Source organism: Enterobacillus tribolii (assembly GCF_003363015.1).
GTDB classification, from domain to species: Bacteria; Pseudomonadota; Gammaproteobacteria; order Enterobacterales; family Enterobacteriaceae; genus Enterobacillus; species Enterobacillus tribolii.
In genome coordinates this window covers 117,841-137,171 of the sequence record NZ_QRAP01000009.1, presented here as the reverse complement: position 1 = coordinate 137,171, position 19,331 = coordinate 117,841, and the positions used below count along the sequence as shown (strand labels likewise).

Genomic DNA, 19,331 nt, shown 5'->3' with positions numbered 1-19,331 from the left:
AGAACATCTCACCCTTATAAAAGAAAATATTATTGAGCCGGAGCGCCCATATGCAAATATCTGCAACCCGACGCATTTCCTGGATTTTCGCCCTTTCCTCCTGGTTGATCCCTTGCTGCCTGCTGTTATGGCAATGGTTTTCTGCCGGACAAATACAGTCGATGGCTTCGCAGGGAGCCTTCAACATGTGGAAAATGTCGGTATTAGTGGTCGATCTTTCACTGGCCGGCGTACTTTCCGTGGTGGCCGTTTTACTGGGCAGCATTGCGCTGGCGCGTACGCCGGGGAGTGAAATCGCTCGCCCGTTAAAGCGCATGCTGGAACTCCTGCTGCTGGCTGCGCCTCTGATGGTATGCCTGTTTATTATGGGCATTCTTCTGGTGCATTAAGACGGCCGCCAGGCGTTGCGCCACGCTTCCAGAGACTGTCTGACGGCTGAAATGGCGTCATGCCACTCACCGTCGCTGCGGCTGTGGTACAGCTTCATGGCGGGATACCACGGTGTCACCGAAGAGGTCCGGGACCAGCGCCAGTCTGTGCCGATCGCCGGAATCAGCACCCAGCATGCCTTATTCAGCGCGCCCGCGAGGTGCGCAACGGAAGTATCAACGGTGATGATCAGATCCATTTCCGCGATTGCTGCGGCCGTATCCATATAGTCATTAAACGTGTGCCCCAGCGCCGTCAGCGGTTGCTGCCCGGACGCAGCCTCTATTTCTTCCTCGCCTGCCCCCTTTTGTAAACTGAACCAGGCGATACCGGGAACGGACCACAATGGCGCAAGCGCATTCAGGCCCGGAAGTGAGCGATAATTATCATTTTTATGCTGTGGATTTCCTTTCCATACCAGGCCGATGCGCGGAAGGTCCGCAGCGACGGGTAATGCTTTTCGCGTTTCCGGAATCTTCAGATAGTCGGGGAGGGGCGCAAAAGGATCGGACGTATCCGTGAAGTGATACGGCAGGTCCAGCAGCATGATCCAGGTATGAAAGTTGGGATAGGTGGTGTCTTGCTTCTTTTCGATAATCAGGTCAACGCCGGGCAGTGTGCGGAATAGCGAAGACGTTTCTTCTCTGCTGACGAAATAAACTATGGCGGCGCCTTTTTCGCTTTTGAGCCGGGAAATATAGCGGCTGAACTGAATCTCATCACCGTATCCCTGCTCGGTAAACACCAGGATCGTTTTCCCCGTCAGATCTCCGCCTTCCCAGTATGGCCTGTTGAATCTGGGGGAAACGGCAAATGCGTGTGCGTTGTTTGTCGCATAGCGGCCACGGTAAAGCGGCCATCCTTCGCGATATTTCCCTTGTTGAATCAGCAGCATGCCCAGAGCCGTCTGTGCCCTGATGTCATCCGGCCTGTGTTTTACCAGATAGTCCAGATTGCGGATCGCCTCTTCCGAACGACCAATGTGCGCCAGGGCTGCGCTGAGGCCGTAGCGCGCCTCATAGTGATCCGGCTTCTGTTCCAGCGCTGTTTGATAATGGTGGATTGCTTCTTCATGACGATACAGCTTATGCAGCAATATCCCCAGGTTGTTATGGCAGGCGGGATAGTTTTTCAGCAACCTTACCGCGTTTTTATAGTACTTCTCCGCTTCATCGTAATGACCGTGTTCATAGCTAAGGATGCCGAAACCGTTCCATGCGACGACATCATTTGGGGCAAGGGATAATATTTTTTGGTAATACGCCTTACTCTCCTGATATTTCTTTTCATAGCGGGCCAGCCTGGCCGCCTCATTCAGAAAGTAAGTATCTTTAGGCTTTTTTCTTATAAATTTAAGTATTATTTTCCAGGCTTCATCGTATTTCCCGGCGGAAATTAGCTGCTCAACCAACTGCTTCCTGTCTGGTGATTGATTCCTCATTTCACTCTATTCCCTTAGTTATCATTGGACAGTCATTACACCGGGGCGGCGTTGCACCATATTATGATGCAAGGATTTTTCTGATAAGAGGGTAAATTATAAAATCAAAGATTAACAGACCAAATTTATATTTGGCCTATTTGCGCGACGGCGGCGCCGGAAGAGAAGAAAACAAGTTGCAGTGGCGCTAAATCGCGCACGCTGCAACCTGAGTCATTATGTGGAGCATCGCTTAATGTGACGCCAGTTCGTACTTCTTTATCTTGCGATACAGGGTGGCAATGCCAATACCCAGCTCCTCCGCGACCTGTTTTTTGTTGGCGTGGCGGCTGAGCGCTTCTTCAATCATCTGTCTCTCCATATTTTCCAGACCACTGGCTCCGTGATTTTCACAAGCCGCAGCGCTGTGGTAAGGGGAGTCGTTTTCACGGTAGCTGCGCAACGTTTGCCCGCTAACCAGGTTCGGCGGCAGCAGCGCCGCGTCAATGACCTCGCCATTGGGGACCACGTTAACCAGGTACTCCATCAGGTTACTGAGTTCGCGTACGTTGCCGGGCCAGCGATACTGCTTCAGCATTTCAAGCACTTCCGGCGTAATGCCGGGATAAACGCTGCCGATGCGCTTGGTATGCGTGTTGAGAAAATGGTGCACCAGCAGGTCGATGTCGCCTTGCCGTTCGCGCAAGGGTGGCAGCGTCATCGGGATGACATTGAGACGGTAGTAGAGATCCTCACGGAATTTACCTTCGGTAATGTACTGCTCAAGGTTCTGGTTCGTGGCGGAGATGATACGGATATTGACGGTAATGGGTTTGCTGGAGCCGATGGGCATCACCTCGCGCGACTCAATGGCGCGCAGCAGCTTAGCCTGTAACATCAGCGGCATATCGCCGATTTCATCCAGGAACAGCGTGCCGTTGTTTGCCGCCTGTATCAGGCCGACTTTGCCGTTTGGCGACGCGCCGGTAAATGCGCCTTTCACATAACCGAACAGCTCGCTTTCCAGCAATTGGTCAGGAATGGCGGCGCAGTTGATGGCGATAAACGGCTTGTCATTACGATCGCTCAGGCGATGAATCGCGCGGGCCACCACTTCTTTACCGGTACCGCTTTCCCCGACCACCATTACGCTGGAAGGGCTGGATGCGATACGGGCGACCAGGCGCTTGAGTGCGCGCATGGATTTACATTCGCCGACCAGATGTTCAATACGCGGGTCGTCCTGATTAAAGTCCAGATTGATCAGTGAATGGGATTGGTGGAACGCCATCAAAAAGAGCTGGTGGTCCTGAATATCGTGCAACTGACCAATAATCAGTTCCTGATGATCGTCAAAGGAAACAATGTGCTGCAGATGGCCGCTGGTATAATTTTGTTGAAATGTCAGGGGGCGGATATTAATTGTTTTTCCCACGATTTGCTGCTGATGGAAACTCAGCTGTTTCAGTGCGGTTTCATTGGCGAACTTAACCTGGTTTTTTTCATCCAACACCAGGACGCCCTGGTCCATATTTTCTATCAGGCTGAGGAATACTTTATTTATTCCGCTATCCGCGCCCTGCTTTTCCAATAATTTTGAAACAAATATATTTGAGATGTGGCGAATATAATCAAAGAATTCCTGAAAGTTATCCTTTATCCGTTCCTGCTGCTCGGGTGTAAACGCCACGAGGCTGATAACGCCGATACAACAGTCCTGAAACATAATCGGAATGCCTAAAAAGGCTTTTTCGCGGCAGTTTTCTTTATTCGTGCACCCGTCACAGACGGGATCGAAACGGGAGTGAATGACAACCTTCTCTTCCTGCGTATCGAGTACGTGCCGCAGCAGGCGGGAGTTGCTGTTCAATTTGCGACCGAAAAACTTGCCATAGGGGCCGGTTCCCGATACCCGTATCATGTTAGCGTCAACAATTTCTACCTCAAGCTGCAAAACGCTGGCAAGCATTTTGGTGAACCGCAGTATTGTTGGCTGGATCTGCATCAGTGCAGACTGGGCGTTTACTGGCGTCATGATTTAAATCTTCCCTTCGCGTTCGGGTTAAAGAGCATTGGCCGTTAGCCTTAACCGATAATACATCAAGGGCAGGGGCGGGTTTATAGGCTTACATCGCGTTTGGGCACATAAAGGAAATTCTGCAAAAGGCATCACACTTTGTTCTCAAAATGATAATAATCTTCCGTTAGCTATCATTTTGGGTTGGAATATCAAGCTGAAATAGATACCCAAAACTACGGTGATAAATAAAAAGAGAGAAAGACAAGCCCGGTGAATTATTGCACAGGTCATTTTTACCTTTTATTAACGGTTATACACAGGCTTATGTGGCCTGTCTCACACTATCACCCTTCCTGACCCCACTTTTCAGTAATTCTGGCCAGTTTGGCATGCTTATTGATTGTCCTTGGCATAGTCGCTGTCACAGCGTGTCCTTAATTCCGGCGTTTTGTCGTACGCAATGGGTAATAACTCTCTTTTTTATTTGGGGTCATGAAATGAGAACCGTTAACGAGCTGATTAAAAATATCAACGCACTGAAATCCAATCTGCATGAAAAGGATTTTTTATTGACCTGGGAACAGAGCCGCGAAGAGCTGGAACTGGTTCTCAATCTGGCCGAATCGTTGAAAACCATGCGTGCGGAAAATATCGCCACCAAGATATTTAACAGCGGCCTGGGTATTTCCGTTTTCCGCGATAACTCAACGCGTACCCGCTTCTCCTATGCCTCAGCGCTTAACCTGCTGGGTCTGGCGCAGCAGGATCTGGATGAAGGCAAATCGCAGATCGCCCACGGGGAAACCGTGCGTGAAACCGCGAACATGATCTCCTTCTGCGCAGACGCGATCGGCATCCGCGACGACATGTACCTCGGCGCGGGCAACGCTTACATGCGTGAAGTCGGCGCCGCGCTGGACGAAGGCTATGAGCAGGGCGTATTGCCGCAACGCCCGGCGCTGGTGAACCTGCAATGCGACATCGACCACCCCACGCAGTCCATGGCCGACCTGGCCTGGCTGCAGGAGCACTTCGGCAGCCTGGAAAACCTGAAAGGCAAGAAGATCGCCATGACCTGGGCGTATTCCCCCAGCTACGGCAAGCCGCTGTCTGTGCCGCAGGGCATTATCGGCTTGATGACCCGCTTCGGTATGGACGTCACCCTGGCGCACCCGGAAGGCTACGACCTGATTCCGGACGTGGTGGAAGTCGCGAAGAACAACGCCCGCACGTCAGGCGGCAGCTTCCGTCAGGTCAGCTCCATGGCGGAAGCCTTCAAAGACGCGGACATCGTTTATCCCAAGTCCTGGGCGCCTTACAAAGTGATGGAGCAGCGTACCGATCTGCTGCGCGCCAACGATCACGATGGCCTGAAAGCGCTGGAGAAACAGTGCCTGGCGCAAAACGCCAACCACAAAGACTGGCATTGCACCGAAGAGATGATGAAGCTGACCAAAGGCGGCGATGCGCTGTACATGCACTGCCTGCCGGCCGATATCACCGGCGTTTCTTGCAAGGAAGGGGAAGTGACCGAGGGCGTATTCGAGAAATACCGTATCGCGACCTACAAAGAAGCCAGTTGGAAGCCGTACATCATCGCCGCCATGATCATGGCGCGTAAATTCTCCAAGCCGGGTCCGGTGCTGGAGCAACTGCTGAAAGAAGCACAAAAACGCATTAAATAACGCCCGCAGTACGGCGCGCCCGCGCGGCGTGCCGTACGCAGCGACACTCCTACGGTAATGATTCCGATGAGGTCTTGATATGTCTGTTTTCTCGCTGAAGGTGGATATCGCGGATAACCGCAATTTCAACGGTGAGATATCACCGCTCTTCACCAGGGCGGAAGCCAAAAAAGCGCGTGGCTTTCACAAAAAAATCGCCGGTTACCAGCCGACGCCGCTGTGCGACCTGAAGGCGCTGGCCGCGTTATTCGGCGTACGGAAAATCCTGGTGAAGGATGAGTCCCAGCGCTTCGAACTGAACGCATTCAAAATGCTGGGCGGTGCTTACGCCATTGGCCGGCTGCTGTGTGAAAAATATGGCCTGGATATCGATGCGGTATCCCTTGAGCAGTTGAAATCCCGGATGACGGAGAAGATGACCTTCGCCACCACCACCGATGGCAACCACGGGCGTGGCGTGGCGTGGGCCGCGAAGCAGCTTGGTCAGAACGCGGTCATTTACATGCCGAAAGGCTCGGCGCAGGAGCGCGTGGATCACATCCTCAATCTCGGTGCCGAGTGCATCGTCACCGACATGAACTACGACGACACGGTGCGCCTGACGATGAAAACCGCGCAGGAGCGCGGCTGGGAAGTGGTACAGGACACCGCCTGGGAAGGTTACACCAAGATCCCGACCTGGATCATGCAGGGGTACGCCACCCTGGCCGATGAAGCGGTCGAGCAGATGCAGCAGATGGGAATCGATCGTCCTACTCACGTCTTTTTGCAGGCCGGCGTCGGTGCGATGGCGGCGGGCGTGCTGGGGTATCTGGTGGACGTTTACGGCGCGAAAAACCTGCACTCGGTGGTGGTTGAGCCTGAGCTGGCGGACTGCGTGTACCGTTCCGGGGTGAAAGGGGAACTCGTTAACGTTGGCGGCGACATGGCGACCATTATGGCCGGTCTGGCCTGTGGCGAGCCCAACCCACTGGGCTGGCCGTTGCTGCGTAACTGCACGACCCAGTTCATTTCCTGCCAGGACAGCGTGGCGGCGTTAGGCATGCGCGTGCTGGGCAACCCGTTGGGCAACGACCCGCGCATTGTGTCCGGCGAGTCCGGCGCAGTCGGCCTGGGCGTTTTGGCCGCGGCGCACTATCACCCACAGCGTGAACAAATGATGAGAAAGCTGGGGCTGGATGGTGATTCGGTAGTGCTGTTAATCAGCACCGAAGGCGACACCGACGTTAAGCATTACCGTGAAGTGGTATGGGAAGGCAAACATCCGGCGAACGTCTGATGAAGAGCGATGGATGCGGGGCCGCAGACACGCCCCGCCTGCAATGAATACGGTTTCCCGCCGGGGCGGGGAGTGAATAAATTGGAGAAGAGTAAAATGGCTAAGCAGATCCCTTTCGATATGGTGTTGGAAAAGGCCTATCAGTACAAAGATCAGATGACCCGCTTCCTGCGCGACATGGTGGCGATTCCGAGTGAAAGCTGCGACGAGAAGCGCGTGGTATTGCGCATCAAAGAAGAGATGGAAAAGGTCGGCTTCGATAAGGTAGAAATCGACCCGATGGGCAACATTCTGGGCTATATCGGCCACGGTCCGCACCTGATCGCGATGGATGCGCACATCGATACCGTTGGTATCGGCAACATCAAAAACTGGACGTTCGATCCGTACGAAGGCATGGAAGATGATGAGATCATCGGCGGCCGCGGCACGTCGGATCAGGAAGGCGGCATGGCATCCATGGTCTACGCCGGCAAGATCATCAAGGATCTGGGCCTGGAAGATCAGTACACCCTGCTGGTTACCGGCACCGTGCAGGAAGAAGACTGCGACGGTCTGTGCTGGCAGTACATCATTGAGCAGTCCAAGATCCGCCCGGAATTCGTGGTCAGTACCGAACCGACGGATTGCCAGATCTACCGCGGTCAGCGCGGACGTATGGAGATTCGCGTCGACGTACAGGGCATCAGCTGCCACGGCTCCGCTCCGGAACGCGGCGACAACGCCATTTTCAAAATGGGACCGATCCTGAATGAGTTGCAGGAACTTTCACAGAAGCTGGCTTATGACGAATTCCTGGGCAAAGGTACGCTGACAGTTTCTGAAATTTTCTTCACCTCGCCCAGCCGTTGCGCGGTGGCGGACAGCTGCGCTGTTTCCATCGACCGTCGTCTGACCTGGGGCGAAACCTGGGAAGGCGCGCTGGATGAGATTCGTGCCCTGCCGGCAGTGAAAGCGGCGAAGGCCGTGGTTTCCATGTACAACTACGATCGTCCTTCCTACACCGGTCTGGTTTATCCGACCGAGTGCTACTTCCCGACCTGGAAGGTCGAAGAAGATCACATCACGGTGAAAACCCTGAGCAAGGCATATGAAGGCCTGTTCAAGAAGGCGCCGGTTGTCGATAAGTGGACGTTCTCCACCAACGGCGTTTCCATCATGGGCCGCCACGGCATTCCGGTTATCGGTTTCGGCCCGGGTAAAGAGCCTGAGGCTCACGCGCCAAACGAGAAGACCTGGAAAGAGCATCTGGTGAAGTGTGCTGCCATGTATGCGGCTATCCCGTTGAGTTATATGGAAGAACTGAAAAAGTAATTAGCCTGTTTGGGTAAACCATTTTCCCCCGGCGGCATTAGATGCACTGCGGCCCGTCCGGGGGACTTTTTCAGGAGCGTCAAGCAATGAGGCGACTCATTAAAAATGGCATTCTGGTGGATGCTGAAGGAGAAAGCCGGCAGGATCTGCTGATTGAAGACGGCACGATCCGCCTTTGCGCTCCCCTGATTGAACCCGACTCCGATTGTGAAGTGATTGATGCGTCGGGATGCTACGTTATGCCGGGCGGCATCGACGTTCACACGCATTTCAATATTGATGTCGGCATTGCCCGTAGCTGCGATGATTTCTTTACCGGCACTCGCGCCGCCGCCTGTGGCGGAACGACGACTATCATTGACCACATGGGGTTCGGACCGGCTGGCTGCGACCTGCATCATCAACTGAACGTCTATCATCAGTACGCCGCAGAGAAAGCGGTCATTGATTACGGTTTCCACGGCGTCATTCAGCATATTGATGACGCGATCCTCGATGAAATGGCCCCGATGGTGCATGAAGAGGGCATCAGCAGTTTCAAACTTTACCTTACCTACAATTACAAGCTTGGTGACGCGGATGTGCTGCGGGCGTTACAGCGGCTGCATCAGGTCGGTGCGCTGACGACTGTGCATCCGGAAAACGACGCGGCCATTGCGTTTCGTCGCGCTGAGCTGGTGGCGCAGGGAAAAACCGCGCCGATTTATCATGCCCGCAGCCGGCCACTGGAGTGCGAGGCGGAGGCGATTGGCCGGGTTATCAACCTGGCGCAACTGGCGGGTAATGCGCCGTTGTATATCGTGCATCTTTCTAACGGCCTGGGGCTGGAATATATCCGGTTGGCGCGTGCGCACCAGCAGCCGGTATGGGCCGAAACCTGCCCGCAATATCTGCTGCTTGATGAGCGTTGCTATCTGCGTGAAGACGGCTTGAAGTACATCCTCAGCCCGCCGCTGCGTAACGTCAGGGAACAGGATCGCCTGTGGGTCGGCATTGCCGATGGCGCCATTGATACCGTGGCGACGGACCACTGCACTTTCCCCTATCAACAACGCATAGCGAAGGCGCAGGGGGATTTCACCCGTTGCCCGAACGGGCTGCCCGGCGTAGAGAATCGCATGGGATTACTGTTCTCCGCCGGCGTGATGAGCGGGCGTATTACGCCTTCCCGCTTCGTAGCGCTGACCAGCGCGAATCCGGCCCGCCTGTTTGGCCTGTGGCCGCGTAAAGGCAACCTGATGCCGGGCGCGGATGCCGACATTGTGCTGTTTGATCCGCGCCAATCCGACGTTATTACACACGCGCGTTTGCACGACAACGCCGACTACTCCCCGTATGAGGGGTTCCGCTGCCAGGGATTGCCGGTACTGACGATGTGCCGCGGCGAAGTCGTCTCCCGCAACGGCGAATTCACCGGACGGGCGGGCTACGGGCGGTTCCTGCACCGCAAGCCGTTTGACAAACATAGTCACATTCAAGGTTAACGAGGACGAAAATGAAACAAAAGATAGTACTGGCATTAGGCGGTAACGCGCTGGGCGAGGGGCTGGCGGAGCAGATGCAGGCGGTGAAAAGCACATCGAAAGCCATTGTTGACCTGATTGCGCACGGCCATCAGGTGGTGGTGACGCACGGCAACGGCCCGCAGGTCGGCATGATCAACCAGGCATTCGAAGCCGCGGCTAAAACAGAGGCGCATACGCCGATGCTGCCGATGTCGGTTTGTGTGGCGCTGAGCCAGGGCTACATCGGCTACGATCTGCAAAACGCGTTGCGGGAAGAGTTACTGGATCGCGGCATTGATAAGCCGGTAGCGACGCTGATTACTCAGGTTATCGTCGATGCCAAAGACCCGGCTTTCCTCAACCCAACCAAGCCGATCGGCTCTTTCTTCACCAAGGAAGAAGCCGATGTGCTGACCCGTAACGGATATAACATGAAGGAAGACGCCGGCCGCGGTTACCGCCGGGTGGTGGCATCGCCGAAGCCGGTGGATATCGTGGAGAAGGAAACCGTCAGCGCCATGCTGAATGCCGGGCAGGTCGTGATTACCGTTGGCGGCGGCGGTATACCCGTGCTGCGCGAGGGCAACCACCTGCGTGGTGCCGGCGCGGTTATCGACAAGGACTGGGCCAGCGCCAAACTGGCGGAAATGATTGATGCCGATATGCTGATTATCCTGACGGCGGTGGAAAAGGTCGCCATCAACTTCGGCAAACCGAATGAGCAATGGCTGGATACCCTGAGCGTGGCGGATGCCGAGCGTTTCATTGAGGAAGGCCACTTTGCCAAAGGCTCTATGTTGCCGAAGGTCGAGGCGGCGGTGTCGTTTGCCCAATCGAAGCCGGGACGTAAAGCGTTGATTACGGTGTTGAGTAAGGCTCAGCAGGGCATTGAAGGGAAAACCGGAACTGTGATTGGCTGATTGCTGTTGTCGTTGCCGGCCTGTTGGCCGGCAGTGGTCCTGAATAATGTCCGGAGGCGTCATTTGGTCGCCTCCGGAATTTTTTTATCTTCTGTTTAGTTTCATCATCGCTTCCAGCACCGCGCCCCCGATAGCGCGCGCTTTGTCTGACACCGTGGTGTAGTCCGCCTGCGGGCCGCGCGGATCGATATCGCCAATCTTAAAACCTTCGGGAACATTTAACCCGTCGCTGAGCAGTCCGCGCACCATGCCCGGCAGCGGCGAAATGACCGGCGCTTCACCAACGTGAGCGATGACGTCGCCTTCCCGTACCAGGTCGCCCAGCTTAACGTGGCAACGCATTACGCCGCTGGCCGGCGAACGGATCACCCTGCGTGTGGTATGGCCGCTGATATTTCCCGGAATACCGGTGTTCGGCTGTGCGGCTCCCTGATAAATGACCCTGCCGAGGTAGTGACCCCGGTTGGTTTCGATGACGGCGTCGCAGTCCTGCCCGGCATTGAACCCTGGTCCGAGGGCGATGGTAATCGGCGCCATTTCTTTACGCAGGCCGGTATTTTGTTTAGCCAGAATGGCGTCGATCAGGAAACGGGGGCGTAATTCTTCCAGGCTGGCGCATTCCCCGTCGATCAGCACCGGAATTTCTCCCCGGTTAATCACGGCCAGCGCCTCTGCTGCGTTGGCGGCGCGGCGGGCGGTAACGCCTTCGACCTTGGTTTCCCCGTCGAAGATTGCCTGAGCGAACGCCACGCTGCGGCGAATGACCGTCGGCTTGGCAATATCCAGCATCACGACCTGGAATCCGGCATGAAACAGACGTAACGCTACACCGGTAGAGATATCGCCGGCGCCGCGAATGACGGCCAATTTATCGCGCGTCAGGCGAACGTCGTCTTTCATCCTGCCGCCAGCGGCCAGGTTTTTTACCTGCAGAACCTCTGCCATGATGCTGACGGCGATCTCTTCCGGCGTTTCCGCGCCGATGTTGTAACCAATGGGCGCATACAGGCGTGCCAGGTCATCTTCATGCACACCGTTTTGCCGTAAGGCCTGGGTGAACGTTTGCACCTTGCGGCGGCTGGCAAGCAGGCCGAGATAGCGCACCGGCTTGGTGATCAGGCGGTCGAGGGCTTCCCGGTCCTGATTGTTCGTGGCGATAATAACGAAATGATCTTCGGTGATTTTCAGCTTATCAATCACTTCGCCATAGCTGTCGGCGTGCACCAGGTGGACGCCTTCCGGGAAAAGCGACGGCTCAAGGCTGGCGGCGTAGGTGTCGGCAACGTGAACGTCGAATCCAAGCGGCATGGCGGCCCGGGCAATAGCGCGGTTGACGTGACCGGCGCCGATCAGCACCAGCCGCGGACGCAGTCCGTGTACGTCGATATACACCGACATGGCGCCGCCGCAGTCGGAGCCCACGGCATTTTCGCCGTTGCGCGCCATACGTCCGTGGAAAATCCGCGCTTTACGTTCGGTAATTGCGGCGATCGCTTCTTCAATTACTTTGCGTTCTACCATACCGCCGCCGATAGTGCCGATGGCGGTGCCGTCGGCCATAACCAGCATCTGCCCGGAATGGCGGGGCGTTGAACCCCGGCTCTCAATGATCTGAGCCAGGGCGAAGGGGTGATTTTCTGACTCCAGACGCGCGGCTTCGGCAAAAATATTCATAAAAACCTCAATTCAGCAATCAGGAAAAAGAAGCGTACGGCGCATTGGTTGAGACAGGCAGGTATGGATCGGCGGGGACTCACGTACGGCGCCCAGCCAGACGGCGCTGAGGCTGGGATTGCGCCGCAGCAGGCCGTACAGGCCATCGCGCAGTCCGTTATCAATTTGATAATATTGATTGAGCAACCAGACCCGCCGGGCCTGTGGCGGCGATCCTTTAAACATGCCCTGGGCATGGGCGATAAAACGGCTGAATACCGCGCAGTCAAGCGGCTCGCCGCTTCTGACGCAGGTCAGTGCGGAAAAAATTTCCCAGCGATGGATTCGTTGCCCGACTGCGGGGAAGTTCAGCACGTTGCCTCCGGTCAATGCGATTACGCAATTACTGAGGAAAGGTATGCAAGGTTCATGCCCTGCCGGCGCTTTCAGCGGAAGGCCGCGCGAGCCGTCAGCCTCGACCAGAATGACGTCGAAGTCGCCGCGCCGGTGAAGTTCATCGATCACCTCTGGCGTAAATCCTGCAACTTTGCCGTTTTCTGCATTTTCCGCGCTGAACAGGGCGGTAACGGAAGGAATATTTTTCCTGTCCGGGTTGGCCTGAGGATCGATAATTAAATGGTGACAGCCGCCGGGTTCCGGGCGATACATTTTGGTGGTGGTGGTGAGCAAAACCCGTTTTCCCTGACGGTAAAAGGCTTCAGCCAGCCAAAACAGCGTGCTGGTTTTTCCGCCCGCGCCGATCACGCTGATGGTGATGCATTTTCCGGCGTTAAGATATTTATACTCATCACTGAATAGTGCTTCGAAGGTCGGTATCATACGTGACAAATATCTGGTTAAGGGCCGCAGTATGAAAAAATCAGAGTCAAATTTCCGGCGTGGTAATGAATTAAAACCACGGGTTGATGTTGATTGCATCATTACCGCTGCCGGGCTTTCATCCCGGATGGGTCAATGGAAAATGATGTTACCCTATAAACAGGGGACGATTCTTGATGCAAGTATAGAAAATGCGCGCCAGTTTTGCCGGCGCCTGATATTAGTGGCTGGCTTCCGGGCTGATGAGCTTATTGAACGTTATAAAAATGACGCCGATATTCTGGTGGTCGTTAACGATAATTATAAGCAAGGATTATTCTCGTCTCTGCAATGTGCCGCCCGGCAGATTACTCATGATTATTGCTTCATTACCCACGGCGATATTCCCTGCCTTAGCTATGACGTGTTTCATCAACTCTGGCATAAGCGCGGTCCGTACACACTATTCCCGTGTTATCAGGGAAATGGCGGGCATCCGGTGCTGGTGCCGGCCGCGCGCCTGCGGGAGTCCCTCGATCACCAGGCGGGGTCGATGCGTGAGTTTTTATTATCCGGTGAATACCGTTATTTGAATATTTGCGATAGTTCAATTCTGTTTGATGTCGATACGCCAGAAGCATACCAGGAATTAATTAAGCAATATTAATTGCATTTAAATAGATTGATTTTGTGGTTTTATCGATTGCGCTCACATTTCAATTACGCTGTCTGGAATGAGATTATCAAAGTGATATTGATAGTCTCTTTTTTGATAAGGAGTACGGTACGATGCTTTCTCTTAATATTTGTCGTGTGTGGTGTTGATTTGAGTTCTCATTTACCTCTGTGAGCTATTTCACAAATGAATTCAACAATTCGATATTCCTCACGAAATTAAATCAGCCGCGCTGAATGGGTCAGATCTGGCCTGATTGTTGCTGACATTAATCATCAGATGCGAAAGCCGGATGTTCCGGTTTTTCCTTTCATATTGAGCATGTCGCAGCAAGGAGATAATCATGGGAGATATCATGCGTCCCGTACCGTTCGGGGAGCTGTTGATCCGGATCTTCGACGAATACCGTGAAAACCGTTCCATTTTTGGTATTCCGGAAAAGCAGTTTTACCGGAAAGAAAACGACCGCCTGATCGGCGTTTTCGGTGAAACCTGTGAAACGCCGATAGGGCCGGCCGCCGGGCCGCATACGCAGCTGGCGCAGAACATCGTTGTGTCGTGGCTGACCGGCGGGCGTTTTATTGAGCTGAAAACGGTGCAAATCCTTGATCGTCTGGAGCTGGAAAAACCCTGTATTGATGCGGAAGATGAATGCTTCAATACCGAGTGGTCTACCGAGTTCACCTTGCTGAAGGCGCACGACGAATATCTTAAGGCCTGGTTTATCCTGCATTTGCTGGAGGCGCTTTGGGATCCGAGGACGCAGGGCGAGGCCCGTTCCTTCATTTTCAACATGAGCGTGGGTTACAACCTCGACGGTATCAAACAACCGCCGATGCAGGAATTTATCCACAATATGATGGACTCTTCCCGTCATCCCAAATTTGCCGAATACACCGGCGTTCTGGCCCGTTGGCTGAAGGATGATGCGTTCATCGACCAGTTAGGCCTGCAAAGCCGCAAGGCTCAGTTGCAGCAGCTTTCGGTGCCGGGCCAGATGGTCCACGGCGTGACGCTCTCCACCATGCACGGTTGCCCGCCCAATGAAATTGAGGCGATTTGCCGCTACATGCTGGAAGAAAAACACCTGAATACCTTCGTGAAACTGAACCCGACGCTGCTGGGTTATCCGCGCGTGCGGGAGATCCTGGACACCTGCGGCTTTGATTATATTGGCCTGAAAGAAGAGTCTTTTGAGCACGATCTCAAGCTGGATCAGGCCGTGTCTATGCTTAAGCGGCTGATGGAGCTGGGTAAACAGAAGAAACTGAGCTTCGGGGTCAAGCTTACCAACACGCTGGGCACCATCAACAATAAGGGCGCGCTGCCGGGCGAAGAAATGTATATGTCCGGGCGGGCGCTGTTCCCGCTGTCGATCAACGTGGCGGCCGTATTGTCACGCGAATTCAACGGAATGCTGCCAATCTCCTACTCTGGCGGCGCCAGCAAATACAACATCCGCGAGATTTTTGAAACCGGCATCCGGCCGATCACGATGGCGACCGATCTGCTGAAACCCGGCGGCTATCTGCGCCTGCTGGAATGCATGCATGAGCTGGATCGTTCTGACGACTGGGCGATGAACCGGATTGACGTCGCCAAGCTGGACGCGCTGGCGCAGAAAGCGGTCAGCGCCGAGTACACCCAAAAACACTGGAAGTCGGACGATCGTATCGACGCCGGCGGCCCGCTGCCGGTAACGGATTGCTATGTCGCTCCCTGCGTTACGGCCTGCGCCATCAAGCAGGATATCCCGGAATACATCCGCATGTTGGGCGAAGGGCGCTACGCCGACGCGCTGGAGCTGATTTATCAGCGCAACGCGTTGCCGGCTATCACCGGTCACATCTGCGATCACCAGTGCCAGTACAACTGTACCCGTCTGGATTATGACAGCGCGCTTAATATCCGCGAGCTGAAGAAAGTCGCGCTGGAAAAAGGGTGGGATGAGTACCGCGGCCGCTGGCATAAACCTGCCGGTTCCGGCGACAAGCATCCGGTAGCGGTCATCGGCGCGGGCCCGGCGGGGCTGGCGGCTGGCTACTTCCTGGCGCGTGCCGGGTATCAGGTCACGCTGTTTGAGCGCGAAGCCAACGCCGGCGGGGTGGTGAAGAATATTATTCCGCAATTCCGTATCCCGGCTGAGCTGATTCAGCATGACATTGATTTCGTGGCCGATCACGGCGTGAAATTTGAATTCGGCTGCGATCCGCAACTGACCATCGACAAACTGCAACAGCAGGGTTTTGAATATGTTTTCGTCGGTATCGGTACGGATAAAAACAGCGGCGTGAAGCTGGCCGGCGATAACCGCAACGTTTATAAGTCGCTGCCCTTCCTGCGCAGCTTCAACCGCGGCGACGCCCTGAACCTGGGCAAGCATGTGGCCGTGGTCGGCGCCGGTAATACCGCGATGGACTGCGCCCGCGCCGCGCTGAAGGTGCCGGGCGTTCAGGACGTGACCGTGCTGTATCGCCGGACGCTGAAAGAAATGCCGGCGTACCGGGAAGAATATGAAGAAGCGGTTGAGGATGGCGTGAAGTTTATGTTCCTCACCAACCCTGAGCGCTTTGACGCCGACGGCACCCTGAGTGCGCGCGTGATGGAACTGGGCGAGCCGGATGCCGGCGGGCGCCGCCGTCCGCGTGAAACCGATAAGACCGTGACCCTGCATATGGACGCCCTGATTACCGCCATCGGCGAACAGGCGGACTGTGATGCCCTGAGCGCGATGGGCGTACCGTTGGGCAGCGACGGCTGGCCGGACGTGAATGCGGTAACCGGGGAAACGCACCGTCGCAATGTCTTCCTGATTGGTGACGTGCAGGCCGGTCCGTCCTCCATCGTTTCCGCCATCGGCAATGCACGCCGCGCGACGGATGAAGTGCTGGCGCGTGAAAATATTCATACCCATCACGGTGATAAACGCTGGCTGAACGTCGATCCGGCGGAAGTTTATCAGCGCAAGGGCGTCATCAGCGTCACGATGGTAGACAAAGAGGAACGCGAAGCGTTCGTCAAACAGGAAGCGCAGCGTTGCCTGGAGTGTAACTACGTGTGCAGCAAATGCGTGGATGTTTGCCCGAACCGGGCCAACGTTTCCATCGCTATTCCCGGCTTCCACGACCGGTTCCAGACGCTGCACCTGGACGCTTACTGCAACGAGTGCGGCAACTGTGCCCAGTTCTGCCCATGGCAGGGCAAGCCCTACAAAGACAAGATTACCATCTATAGCCTGCCGCAGGATTTCGATAACAGCACCAATCCCGGCTTCCTGGTGGAAGGGCGCGACGTCAGCGTACGCCAGCATGGCAAGGTGTACCAGCTGACTATCGACAAGACGTCGCATATCGCCGTCGTACCGCCGGAACTGGAGGATATGTGCCGCATTATCAGCCATGTCCACGCTCACCATCATTACCTGCTGGGCCGGGTGGAGGTATAAACCATGCTGATTTTGAAGAATGTCACCGCCGTACAGTTTGAGCCGGCCTCCGTGCGGGAAAATGTAGATATCGCCATCGACGGTGCGGAGATCCGCGAAGTCGGCAGCAATCTCAGCACGAAATATCCTGGCGCGGAAGTGAAAGAGATGGGGGGCAAACTGGTGATGCCGGGGATTGTCTGCTCCCACAACCATTTTTACTCTGGCCTGTCACGCGGCATCATGGCGAACATCGCGCCCAGCCCGGATTTCATCTCCACGCTGAAAAACCTGTGGTGGCGGCTGGATCGGGCGCTGGATGAAGAGTCGCTCTACTACAGCGGGCTGATCTGTTCACTGGAGGCGATCAAGAGCGGGTGTACCGCGGTGATCGACCACCATGCTTCGCCCAATTACATCGCCGGATCGCTGAATACCCTGCGCAAAGGCTTTCTGAAAGCCGGGTTGCGCGGTATGACCTGTTTTGAAACGACCGATCGCAACGGCGGCGTACGGGAATTGCAGGCGGGTGTAGAAGAGAACATCGCTTTTGCCCGTCAGATTGACCAGGCCAAAGCCGAAGGGAAAGAGCCTTATCTGGTTGAAGCGCATATCGGCGCCCATGCCCCGTTTACGGTGTCGGATGAAGGGCTGGGCATGCTGCGTGAAGCGATCAAGGCTACTGGCCGCGGTTTGCATATCCACGCGGCGGAGGACAGCTACGACGTTTCCCACAGCCATGACAAATACGGCAAGGATCTGATCGTTCGTCTGGCTGAGTTTGACCTGATCGATGCCAAAACGCTGGTGGCGCACGGTTTGTACCTCTCTTCCGACGACATTGCTCTGCTCAACGAGCGCGATGCCTTCCTGGTGCATAACGCGCGTTCCAACATGAACAACCATGTCGGTTATAACCATCGTCTGGCGGAGTACCGCAACCTGGCGCTCGGTACTGACGGCATCGGTTCGGATATGTTCGAAGAGCTGAAGTTCGCGTTCTTCAAACACCGTGACGCGGGTGGTCCGCTGTGGCCGGATAGCTTCACGCGTTTCCTGTGGAACGGTAACCGCCTGCTGGAGCGCAACTTCGGGGCGAAGTTTGGCCGTCTGGAAGCCGGATATAAAGCAGATCTTACCCTTTGCGCTTATGACTGCCCGACGCCGCTGGCCGCGCAAAACATCGGCGGACACCTGGCTTTTGGTATGGGGTCCGGCAGCGTTGACAGCGTGATGGTGGAAGGGCGCATGGTGTATGAAAACGGCGCGTTCCCGTTTGATGTCGAACCGCTTTATGCGGAAGCCGCGAAGGTCGCAGCCCGGCTATGGCAACGAATGGACGCCCTTGATTGAGTGAATTAACCGCCTCCGCATCGTACGGAGGCGGATTGCATCTGAAGAGGACAAAAAATGATTGAGCAATTCTTCAGGCCAGAATCGGTGCAGCAGGCGTTGGAGCTCAAACGTCAGTTTCTTGATGAGGCCGTCTATGTCGGTGGTGGCAGTAAGTTGAACGCCGCCCCGACCCGGACGTCAAAACGGGTCGGCATCTCCCTCGCGCGTCTCGGCCTTAACGACGTGAGCTGGCAGGACGGGCAGTTGCATATCGGCGCAATGGTAACGCTGCAGGCGCTGATTGATACCCCGCTGATCCCGCAGGCGCTGCGTGATGCACCTGGATTCGTTTACTCCCGCCACGTGCGCAACCAGGCCACGCTGGGCGGCGAGATTGCCGCGCAACAACAGGAGTCCGTGTTATTACCCGTGTTGCTGGCGCTGGACGCCAACGTCGTTACCGCCGGGGGGAATACGGTAGAGATTGAAGACTACCTGAATTCACCGCGTCATGAGCTGCTGCTGAAGGTCGTGCTGCCCGATCCTTACCGCCGCTGTGCAACGCGCAAAGTGGCCCGTTCCGCAGCCGGTTTGGCCGTGCTGACGGCGGCAGTGTCGCTGAGCGATGCCGCCGGCATGCGGGTCGCCCTGGACGGTGTGGCGCAGGGCACGATACGGCTGCGTGACGCAGAAAAGAGCGGGCTGGAAAATGCCGCCCTGGAGCAGGTCGTCAGCGCATCGATCGCACCGCAGGATGATATTTGCGGCAGCGCGGTTTACAAACGCTATATCGCTGGCGTGGTCGTGGCGGACCTGCTGGCAGATTGCCGGCAAATGCAGGAGGGACAGTAA

General features: G+C 55.6%; 14 protein-coding genes. 10 read left to right on the top strand and 4 right to left on the bottom strand.

The window, feature by feature from the left end; translation table 11 throughout:
* Positions 1 to 50 precede the first annotated feature (50 nt).
* The gene (locus C8D90_RS17880; protein WP_115459823.1) at positions 51 to 389 is read left to right on the top strand and encodes a 1,4-dihydroxy-2-naphthoate prenyltransferase; all 339 of its coding nucleotides are present in this window, start codon (positions 51 to 53) and stop codon (positions 387 to 389) included.
* On the opposite strand, the gene C8D90_RS17875 is transcribed toward C8D90_RS17880, so the two are convergent.
* Both C8D90_RS17875 and C8D90_RS17870 read right to left on the bottom strand, forming a co-directional pair.
* On the bottom strand, positions 386 to 1,870 hold the full coding sequence (locus C8D90_RS17875; RefSeq protein WP_115459822.1) for a tetratricopeptide repeat protein: 1,485 nt from the start codon (positions 1,868 to 1,870) through the stop codon (positions 386 to 388). The genes C8D90_RS17880 and C8D90_RS17875 overlap by 4 nt on opposite strands.
* A gap of 232 nt (positions 1,871 to 2,102) precedes the next feature.
* Positions 2,103 to 3,884, bottom strand: coding sequence for a sigma-54 interaction domain-containing protein (locus C8D90_RS17870; RefSeq protein WP_115459821.1), 1,782 nt, complete (start codon positions 3,882 to 3,884; stop codon positions 2,103 to 2,105).
* A 482-nt stretch (positions 3,885 to 4,366) separates the two neighbouring features.
* On the opposite strand from C8D90_RS17870, the gene ygeW reads away from it, so the two are divergent.
* From ygeW to arcC, 5 genes are all read left to right on the top strand, one after another.
* Positions 4,367 to 5,554, top strand: coding sequence for a knotted carbamoyltransferase YgeW (gene ygeW, locus C8D90_RS17865; protein ID WP_115459820.1), 1,188 nt, complete (start codon positions 4,367 to 4,369; stop codon positions 5,552 to 5,554).
* Positions 5,555 to 5,633: 79 nt separating this feature from the next.
* Positions 5,634 to 6,833: a diaminopropionate ammonia-lyase gene (gene dpaL / locus C8D90_RS17860; RefSeq protein ID WP_115459819.1), complete on the top strand. Its 1,200-nt coding sequence runs from the start codon at positions 5,634 to 5,636 to the stop codon at positions 6,831 to 6,833.
* 96 nt (positions 6,834 to 6,929) lie between these two features.
* On the top strand, positions 6,930 to 8,147 hold the full coding sequence (locus C8D90_RS17855; RefSeq protein ID WP_115459869.1) for a YgeY family selenium metabolism-linked hydrolase: 1,218 nt from the start codon (positions 6,930 to 6,932) through the stop codon (positions 8,145 to 8,147).
* A gap of 86 nt (positions 8,148 to 8,233) precedes the next feature.
* Positions 8,234 to 9,631: a dihydropyrimidinase gene (gene hydA, locus C8D90_RS17850; RefSeq protein ID WP_115459818.1), complete on the top strand. Its 1,398-nt coding sequence runs from the start codon at positions 8,234 to 8,236 to the stop codon at positions 9,629 to 9,631.
* An 11-nt stretch (positions 9,632 to 9,642) separates the two neighbouring features.
* Positions 9,643 to 10,572: a carbamate kinase gene (arcC, locus tag C8D90_RS17845; RefSeq protein WP_115459817.1), complete on the top strand. Its 930-nt coding sequence runs from the start codon at positions 9,643 to 9,645 to the stop codon at positions 10,570 to 10,572.
* Positions 10,573 to 10,656: 84 nt separating this feature from the next.
* On the opposite strand, the gene yqeB is transcribed toward arcC, so the two are convergent.
* Complete coding sequence (gene yqeB / locus C8D90_RS17840) at positions 10,657 to 12,246, bottom strand: selenium-dependent molybdenum cofactor biosynthesis protein YqeB (RefSeq protein WP_115459816.1); 1,590 nt, start codon at positions 12,244 to 12,246, stop codon at positions 10,657 to 10,659.
* Positions 12,247 to 12,258: 12 nt separating this feature from the next.
* Positions 12,259 to 13,065: a selenium cofactor biosynthesis protein YqeC gene (gene yqeC, locus C8D90_RS17835; RefSeq protein WP_115459815.1), complete on the bottom strand. Its 807-nt coding sequence runs from the start codon at positions 13,063 to 13,065 to the stop codon at positions 12,259 to 12,261.
* A 31-nt stretch (positions 13,066 to 13,096) separates the two neighbouring features.
* On the opposite strand from yqeC, the gene C8D90_RS17830 reads away from it, so the two are divergent.
* The 4 genes from C8D90_RS17830 (at position 13,097) to ygfM (ending at position 19,331) form a co-directional block, all read left to right on the top strand.
* The gene (locus C8D90_RS17830) at positions 13,097 to 13,711 is read left to right on the top strand and encodes an NTP transferase domain-containing protein (protein ID WP_115459814.1); all 615 of its coding nucleotides are present in this window, start codon (positions 13,097 to 13,099) and stop codon (positions 13,709 to 13,711) included.
* A 352-nt stretch (positions 13,712 to 14,063) separates the two neighbouring features.
* Entirely contained in the window at positions 14,064 to 17,165 is a 3,102-nt protein-coding gene (gene ygfK, locus C8D90_RS17825; RefSeq protein ID WP_115459813.1) for a putative selenate reductase subunit YgfK, read from the top strand.
* Between the two features lie 3 nt (positions 17,166 to 17,168).
* Positions 17,169 to 18,497 (top strand): putative aminohydrolase SsnA, encoded by a 1,329-nt coding sequence (gene ssnA / locus C8D90_RS17820; RefSeq protein WP_115459812.1) that lies wholly within the window; start codon positions 17,169 to 17,171, stop codon positions 18,495 to 18,497.
* A gap of 57 nt (positions 18,498 to 18,554) precedes the next feature.
* On the top strand, positions 18,555 to 19,331 hold the full coding sequence (gene ygfM / locus C8D90_RS17815; RefSeq protein WP_115459811.1) for a molybdopterin-dependent oxidoreductase FAD-binding subunit: 777 nt from the start codon (positions 18,555 to 18,557) through the stop codon (positions 19,329 to 19,331).